Raw genomic sequence first — 7,949 nt, 5'->3', positions numbered from 1 at the left:
ACATCCTTGCGATTCTTCTCAAGTCCTTCGTCGTTCTTGAAAAAATATATAAAAATCGTAACCTGTAGAGGCTGTGGGTATGTGTAGTTGTGTGTCAGGTCGATATACGGATTCGAGCTGTCCACAAATGCACATATCCACAGCCTTTCTTAGCTAATTTGTCACGTTTAAGATCCTAGAGGCTTTAAAATATATAATATAACCTGGAATTTGTCACGATTCAGTTAATTTTGGATAACGTCATAATTATACGCCTTTTGTGAATAAATCCCTTAAAAATTCTCTGCATAAACTGTATATTGGTGATCAGTATAACAAAAAGCCAGCAATCCCCTTTGATTACTGGCTTTTCTAATTGCGATAATGCGGTATTATCGTATATTGAGAAGTTTTAGAAATTAATAAGAGGTATTAATAAACATGCATAAATGCTCCCGTTATGTCTTTTCTCGTTGGCGCTTAATTATCATTTAATTCTTTAAATAATTGCTATAAGAATTTCATGTGCTAAATAAAAAAATATCTTGATGATAGAGTCTAATTTTTTTATATTTCATAATATATCTTAATGAGGATATATTATGAAATATGGGTATCCTACTTTTACGTCCTTTTATGTATTGTTCTATAGTATTTTTATGATATAATATGATTAAAGCGGACGTATACTCTTACCTATTTTTAAATAGGCGGTGATTGAGTATGTGTGATAAAAGAAAGAGGGAAAAAGATATGAACTTTACAGATTTCATTGAGAAAAATAAAGATAAAATCCGTAAGGTAGCAGAAGCTAATACTGTAAGAAATAAAAAAGGAATCCCAGTTATAACCAAGGATGATCCTTGGCGTAATGAAAAAGAATGGGATATTACTTTTTCGGAGTTAAACATAATTTAATGGGTGATACATTGATTCCAGGTGATGTCTGGTACGCAAATTTTCCGCTTGAAGAAGATCATACCCAGACAATAGACAGACCTGTAATAATACTTAATATCGAACCATTAGAAGTATTATCTGTTAAGGTTACTAAACATGCTCCTAGAAAAAAAGATGAATTTGATATACCAATTCTTTATTGGCAACATGCCAAGTTAAGATTTAGCTCTACAGCTAGAATTTCAAAAACAATATCTATACCTAAAAGTCAATTTAGAAAGAAAATTGGACCTTTGCATCCAGATGATTTGATAAGAGTGCAAGAAGCCTTTATGGAATATATTTCATCTTTATAAAAATAAGAGCCTATATTCATTAGTATATGAAGAAGCCAGCACCTAGTAGATGCTGGCTTTAGTTTTTTTATAAATATGTCAAACATTTTTACGATTTGTTTGGTTCTGGTCTGGTATAGAGCTACCATTCTGTAAAGCAACATCAATCCACGCTGCTTTTGTGTCTCAATACTTTTGTATTTTTTAATAGACCAACCAAAAATAGATGATCTATCAAAAAAAAGAACTATCGCGCGATAGTTCTTTTTTAGTCATTAATTTTTTAGACGCTTGTTTTCTCGTTTTTGCTTCCGAAGAAGACTACAAGAAAATCTTGGCCAACAAAATGGAGGGCTATGACCATCATCCACTCTCAATTTAATTATAGCATAAGTCAATTCATTGTCCAAGTACCATTTGGTAATAAGAACTAGGCCAAAAGCGTGTCAAGTGCTTTATTTTTCTTTGGTTTCAGGATGTTTACTATCTTGGATGATTCAAGATGCAAAAGCAGCATGGATTGATATTGCTCTGCAGGATGGTACAGAGATACCAGAGTCGAACAAATCGTAAAAATGTTTGAATTTGTTTGGCTCTGATAGCAGATGAAAAAAATCGGCTTGCCCGATTCGCGCATAACTCTAGTTATGCCTAAGTGCGCCTTGTAGAAAATCTACAAGGCAATTTATTTACTTATAAAAAAATGAGAGTTACCTAAAGAAAATAGGTGACTCTCATTTTTTTCATTTTATTCCCAAAATTTCCACCAAGGTTTTTCTAACCTGATTTTCATTTGTTGTATATTTTGAGACTGACGAAGCATTTTATCAAGCATTTCGTCATGTCTTTTTTGATTTTCCCTATTAATGGCTAGCTGTTGTAATCGATTAGTTTCTTGATTTTTAGCAATTTCCTCGCGTTGACGTTCTTCCATTTGTCTCATTTCATCATAAAGAGGAGTTACCGCTTGATTAATAGCCTGAGTTACTACTGTTTGTATACCTTCTGTAATTGCCTGAGTCAATTCGGTTGGTGTTATTTGTCTAGGAATCTCAGCGACATCTTTGATAATTGAAGGACCAACAACAGATTTAGGGATATACCACATGCCCTGAGGGTTTTCTGGTGTTGGTGCTTTTTTAAATGCACCTGAGTATTTACCAAGTCTACAGCGTTTTAATATGGCTTCTTTTCTTACGCCTTCTATCTGCGCTGCTTGTTCAGCAGTATAGTAATCTTGATTATTATCGCGGAGGTATTGACTAGGTTCATAGTCATTAACCATTTTTCACACCCTCTCACACATATGTATTAACTATGTATTAACTAATCTTTTTTAGTAGCTATATACTCGACGATTTCACTAATTTGCACATGAAAATGTTCACAAATTTTATGGAGAACTTCCATTGAAACATTTTCATCTTTGCTCATTTTTGCCATTGTCGAAGAAGAAATACCTATATCTAAACGCAACTTGTCACGAGTCATTTTTTTATCAATTAGTAATTTCCATAGTGGGTTATAGGAAAAAGACATATCAAAAATCACCTCCCATTGAAATTATAATAACATTTATTTAGAAAGTCAAAGAAAAAATTTGATAACGCTTGACAAATAAGCTGTCCCTTTATAAAATAAAATATGTACAAAACTAAAGAAAATATTTGATATTTAAAATAAAATAGACTGCCTCCCCGACTAAGAGTTAGCAGCCTATTTTCACATAGATCAGCTAGAAGACTGTCTATTTTTATAGTAAAGCAGTTGCAGTCTTCTTGAGCAAATTCAAGAAGTTTTTTATTTACAAAGTAGTATAAGGAGGGTCTACATATGGAAGAAATGTTTGATTTGGCGATGAGGAGAGTGCCCTACCTAGAGGAGTCAAATGAGTTTAAAGAGGTAGAAAAGAAAATAAAGACATTGTTACTTAAAACAGACAATCAAGAGTTGTGGGGGTTGTTTGAGAAAATGAGTATTGCAAGACAGAGTGACATACAACATAGTGCGTATTTACAGGGTTTACATGATGGCGTTTTAATTTCCAATAAATGTAAAAGATAAATGAAAAAATTGTTGAAAAACTTGTAATTTATTTACATTTTCGTCGATTTGCTCTATTTTACTCTATTTTTCTTTGTTTTTCTTTGTTTATTTGATATTATTAAAAAATAAAGATTTTACAAATATTTGTATAGGAGGATGATACCTATGAAAAAGAAATCGGCAATCATTTTTTCAGCAATCTTGGCGGCCACCATTGCCGTACCTCGCGTTTTTGCTGCCGTCCCTGTCTTTGATGCCACCAATACGGCAGAGAATCATGCTACTTTCCTGCAAGCAGCCCAACAGGTCATTAACTCGGCTACCCAAATTGCCAACCAGGCGCTTGAACTCAAGCCTGTGTCCAGCGATTCTCTGGATGCACATGCAACAACCGTAAATAGAGAAATGACCTTTGTACAGACCATCCTTAACCAGTTCCAAGGGTTAATGAATCCGGGTAAACCATCTAGCCAGGTATGGAGTGAGACGTTTAAGCCAATAGACAATTACTTTACCCTTTCCGGACTTCTCACCCCTTCGGCAATCATGACGAACAATCAGAATATGAGCTATTCGGCAGATCAGACCTTCCAGGACGGCCTTAAAACTGCGAAAGCCTACGCTGATATTACACAGGATGCCGCACTGCTCCAGGAACTAATGGAACAGAATAAAAATGCTGTCGGCAATAAACAGCTCGGCCAAATCCAAAACAATCTGTTAGCCCAGCAAAACTCCATCTATATTAAACAAAACCAAATTGTAGGTGCCATGACTTCCGCTGTCATTGCCTCCAACGCCCGGCAAAACCAAATTGATGCTCAAGCCACTGCAATTAGCAAAAAGGAACATGATGACATACAAGCTATAATTTCCAAAAAAAGAACGTCACTACTTGACGGGGAAGGGGAATTTAAATAGTGGTCGATTTTGCAAGTGAAACAGCATTAACAGACTTAATGAAACTATTTATCGACAAATGTATAGCCGGGTCTGAAATCATTATCCCGATGGCGCTGGGGCTGCTGGGCGTGTTGGCCTGCATCGAGCTGGCCCTGCTGTTCCTTTACAACGCTATGGATGGCGGAGAAGATCCCATTTTTCTGCTGGTCAAAGGCTTGATCAAATACAGCTTTTTTGGCTGGCTTATCCAAAACTGGGCCACTGGTATGCGCTTTACTAAACAAATTTTTGACTGGTTTTCGCTTCTGGGGGCAAAAGCGGCAGGAAGCGCAAAAGTAATATCAGATCCCGCGCATATAGGGGATGTTGGTGTCACCTTGGCTTTGTCAATATATGATTCGACGCTTGGTCTTGGGATAGGGAGCATTGGAATAATCCTATTAAAGCTCTTCATGATGGCAATAATCTTTTTAATATTTGCGGTCATGGCTATCTATATTTTTTACACAACAATGCAGTTCTATGTACTGTGTACTATTACTACGGCCATGCTACCCTTTGGTGCCAACAAATACACTTCGTTTCTGGCACAACCTGCTTTTGGTGCCATTTGCAATATCAGTATAAAAATGATGTTTTTGCAATTTGCGTTATGTGTTTCTGCGACATACATAGATACTCTTGCAAATAATAATCCTTTTTTAGCAAATTCTACTACGGCTGGCATGTTATATACAATCGTTGGTTCTTTGGGGATGGTAGTATTTTGCGTTGGCATACCGCAACTGGCCGGCAATTATTTCTCCGGTTCGCCTACCTTCGGCGACGGTGCGGCTGGTGCAGCCGGCAGCGCCGTACAAAGCGCGGCCGGTGCCGCTGTCAGTGCACCTGTACAGGCAGCGAAAATGGGTATGCAGGCAGCCGGTATAGTCCAGGCAGCTGCGAACATACCAGGCGGCCGCAGCCCTGGAGGGAAAATGGATCTCGCCGGGACTGCGCGCAACATGGGAACCATGGCCCGACAGAGTATGCCGGACCGCCAGATGCAAATGCATGGAAAAAGCCTGTTTAATGCCAGTCGCAGTTTGGAAAAAGACCGTACAAATGTAGAAGCGCAAAAGAACCAAACCAATCTTTTTTAGGAGGCGGTATTGTGAAACGGTTTTTTGAATATGCAATGAATTATAATATTACTTTAATTAAGACATTTATGAAAATGTTATTTTGGTCTTGGTTAGTAGCGTCAATTCTTCTTTTAGTTTCATGGGGGATTGCTCACTATGATATTGATCTAGCAGCACGAATTCTATTTTATGGGATGATGGTACTGGCTGTTATACTGTCTGTTATAATGGTTGTATGGATATTCAAGGAATTTTTTCTGAAAGACTTTTTAAGAACGAAAGCGATTTGGGATGAAGGATGGAAGTGGGGTATTGAAGCATGGAAACAAAGAATAAAATCATAATAGGTTTGCTCGTATTTATTGCTCTTGGCATTGGCATCATTGCATATCAAAGTATTCAAAAAAGTAGTGAAGAATCTCGAATAAAACAGCAAGAACAAAAAATTATGGAAAAAGAAAAAAATGATATAAAAAAAGTGTTAGATAAGCCCAAAAAATCAATGACAGATAGCACCGAAAATAATTTTAAATAAGACAGGCTATAAAAGCCTGTCTTATTTATTTGAGAAAATTTCACTCCCTTTATCTCATCTATTTTTAAAATTTTCGCTATGCTGTAAATTTTAAAAATAGATCACACCTGACGCAAGCTGCGCTTGCTGGGTGAAACAAAGCAAACCATCGTTATCACTAGGTTTTTAGAGCAGGGTCATATTTTGATGACCGCCTGCCCTATCCTGTTTAATCAATATAGTATATGTATTTTTAGCACAGGGTCTATCGAAAGTTAAGCCCGTAACTGAGAGTTATAAAAAATATGTGTGTTAAGAATGATTGCCTTAAAAATTTAAAAGGAAAGGTCAATTGGTTTTGGCATTTACACACATACTCTATACGTATCTAAAAATATAGTAAAACCAAGGAAAGTGGGGGAAATTTACGTAAGATACGGTTTTGATACGTATCTAAAAACCTAGTGAGAACGCTGGTTTGCTTCGTTCACCCAGCAAGCGCAGCTTGCGTCAGGTGTGATTTATTTTCTTGAATTTGCAGCGTAGCGAAAATTTAAGAAAATAAATGAGATATCGAGAGTAACTGAACAATTAAGAATAAAAAAAACTAATTTATAACCTGTGAATGTTTCCAAGAATACGGTCATTTCGGTCATTTTGTTTTTTTATAAAATTATAAATATCTAGGTGATTTTAGAAAAATTTTTTTGAGTTATTTTCTTTTATAATTTTTTTTTTGTTTAAATTTTTAAGAGTACGTTGTCTCACTCTTACTGATTTTATAGATTTAGATTTTGCAAACATGCCTGGCTCCCAAATGACATACTCACCCTTTTCATATTCTTTTTCGGCTTGGCGGATCCGATCTATTAATCGCATAGTTATCTCACCTTTGCAGCGTATTGAATTTAACTTTCTCTTTTAATATTATCACAATATTTTACGGTATATAGAGAAAGAACTACCTAAGAGTGTCTAAAAAATCAATATAGCGTAAATATGGAGGTTTTAGACGTATATTAATCAAGGGGGTTTATCTCTTTTTGAGATAAACCCCCTTTTCTAATTTTTAGTTCTCTTCGATCGGCGTTAGTCAATGACAAGGCGAGTTTTTACAAATAATCAAAATGCACGATTATTTGTAAAAATCATTGACTCACTTACTCACTTACTCACTGACTTACTTACTGACTTACTTACTGACTCTTTAATAATATTGACTAAAAAATTTAAAATCTGCTTTTTTAAAAAAGGATATTGGAAAGTATTGGCGAAATCTGTTTAATAAGATTTTCTATAGTTATCCACACAATTTAAAAATAAAAACCCCTGAAACAGCCGGCAAGCTATTTCAAGGGTACGTCCCGCTGACTGTGACAACCAATCAGCAAGGTTTGAAAACTGTAATTGTATTTTAACTGTTTTCAAGTCAAAATTCAAGAGTCTTTTTCCGTAAAAGCTTTAGGGACTTTTACGAAGGGTTTTTGAAATGCTTTTTGGGATATAAAAACAAGCAGACAGTAGGACAAACAGCGTTTGAAGGAATCACGCTGCGTGTCTTTTTTTAATGCCCTAAAGAGCATGTAAGACATAAAATCCTGCACCGCGTTCATCGGCGGTGGGCAACGCCGTTTCTAATCCGAAGGAGTACGTACTCTGATATGGTTTAGACAATCTTTTTAAGATTGAGAGGGTGGGTGGCTTTGCCATTATCTTTAAGAACGAGCACCTATACGTAAGGTGCGCGGTGTGACTGTCCTGATTGCTTGTAACAAGGCATAGGGGGGTGCGCGAAGGATGATTACCTACGAGTGTTTTATTTCAGACCTTGACTCGTTGGAGCGTTGCTAGAAATAGCAGGGACACGGATACCTTCGGCTGAAGAATCAGCCAAGTTACCCATGCCTACCCCTGCCGTTTGGAGCTATGCTCATTTTTCGAACGGCAGGGGGAGAGAGAGCCGTTGTCCTTGGCATCCAAATAGCCTGCATTTAAGACCACTGAACTGTCAAGCATTTAATAAAGTCGTTAGGTGTACAGCGAACGAGGGGGTACATCCTTGCGATTCTTCTCAAGTCCTTCGTCGTTCTTGAAAAAATATATAAAAATCGTAACCTGTAGAGGCTGTGGGTATGTGTAGTTGTGTGT

10 protein-coding genes are annotated in these 7,949 nt (G+C 36.6%); 7 read left to right on the top strand and 3 right to left on the bottom strand.

Features of this window, described 5'->3' with window-relative positions:
- Window positions 1–702 precede the first annotated feature (702 nt).
- Both BMZ99_RS25285 and BMZ99_RS25280 read left to right on the top strand, forming a co-directional pair.
- Complete coding sequence (locus BMZ99_RS25285; protein ID WP_090944671.1) at window positions 703–897, top strand: hypothetical protein; 195 nt, start codon at window positions 703–705, stop codon at window positions 895–897.
- A complete protein-coding gene (locus tag BMZ99_RS25280; RefSeq protein WP_090944668.1) occupies window positions 897–1,235 on the top strand; it encodes a type II toxin-antitoxin system PemK/MazF family toxin in 339 nt (112 codons plus the stop codon). The genes BMZ99_RS25285 and BMZ99_RS25280 overlap by 1 nt, the downstream gene beginning before the upstream one ends.
- A gap of 727 nt (window positions 1,236–1,962) precedes the next feature.
- Here the strand turns inward: BMZ99_RS25280 and BMZ99_RS25275 are convergent.
- Entirely contained in the window at window positions 1,963–2,499 is a 537-nt protein-coding gene (locus BMZ99_RS25275; RefSeq protein WP_090944664.1) for a hypothetical protein, read from the bottom strand.
- Window positions 2,500–2,540: 41 nt separating this feature from the next.
- Entirely contained in the window at window positions 2,541–2,753 is a 213-nt protein-coding gene (locus tag BMZ99_RS25270; RefSeq protein WP_090944661.1) for a helix-turn-helix domain-containing protein, read from the bottom strand.
- Between the two features lie 294 nt (window positions 2,754–3,047).
- Here BMZ99_RS25270 and BMZ99_RS25265 point away from each other — a divergent pair, with 294 nt between their 5' ends.
- The 5 genes from BMZ99_RS25265 to BMZ99_RS25245 all read left to right on the top strand — a co-directional run bounded on the left by BMZ99_RS25265 (window position 3,048) and on the right by BMZ99_RS25245 (window position 5,822).
- Window positions 3,048–3,278: a hypothetical protein gene (locus BMZ99_RS25265; protein ID WP_090944658.1), complete on the top strand. Its 231-nt coding sequence runs from the start codon at window positions 3,048–3,050 to the stop codon at window positions 3,276–3,278.
- Between the two features lie 147 nt (window positions 3,279–3,425).
- On the top strand, window positions 3,426–4,181 hold the full coding sequence (locus BMZ99_RS25260; protein WP_090944655.1) for a type IV secretion system protein: 756 nt from the start codon (window positions 3,426–3,428) through the stop codon (window positions 4,179–4,181).
- Complete coding sequence (locus BMZ99_RS25255) at window positions 4,181–5,305, top strand: type IV secretion system protein (RefSeq protein ID WP_090944653.1); 1,125 nt, start codon at window positions 4,181–4,183, stop codon at window positions 5,303–5,305. The genes BMZ99_RS25260 and BMZ99_RS25255 overlap by 1 nt, the downstream gene beginning before the upstream one ends.
- 11 nt (window positions 5,306–5,316) lie before the next feature.
- On the top strand, window positions 5,317–5,631 hold the full coding sequence (locus BMZ99_RS25250; RefSeq protein ID WP_090944650.1) for a hypothetical protein: 315 nt from the start codon (window positions 5,317–5,319) through the stop codon (window positions 5,629–5,631).
- The gene (locus tag BMZ99_RS25245) at window positions 5,607–5,822 is read left to right on the top strand and encodes a hypothetical protein (RefSeq protein WP_090944647.1); all 216 of its coding nucleotides are present in this window, start codon (window positions 5,607–5,609) and stop codon (window positions 5,820–5,822) included. Before BMZ99_RS25250 ends, BMZ99_RS25245 begins: the two co-directional genes overlap by 25 nt.
- Before the next feature lie 672 nt (window positions 5,823–6,494).
- On the opposite strand, the gene BMZ99_RS25240 is transcribed toward BMZ99_RS25245, so the two are convergent.
- Window positions 6,495–6,680, bottom strand: a complete 186-nt coding sequence (locus BMZ99_RS25240) for a hypothetical protein (protein WP_090944643.1) — start codon at window positions 6,678–6,680, stop codon at window positions 6,495–6,497.
- Window positions 6,681–7,949: the final 1,269 nt, after the last annotated feature.

It is taken from the genome of Pelosinus propionicus DSM 13327 (assembly GCF_900114615.1).
GTDB lineage: Bacteria > Bacillota > Negativicutes > DSM-13327 > DSM-13327 > Pelosinus > Pelosinus propionicus.
The sequence above is the reverse complement of the archived record's forward strand: the minus strand, read 5'-3'. Positions and strand labels throughout refer to the sequence as shown.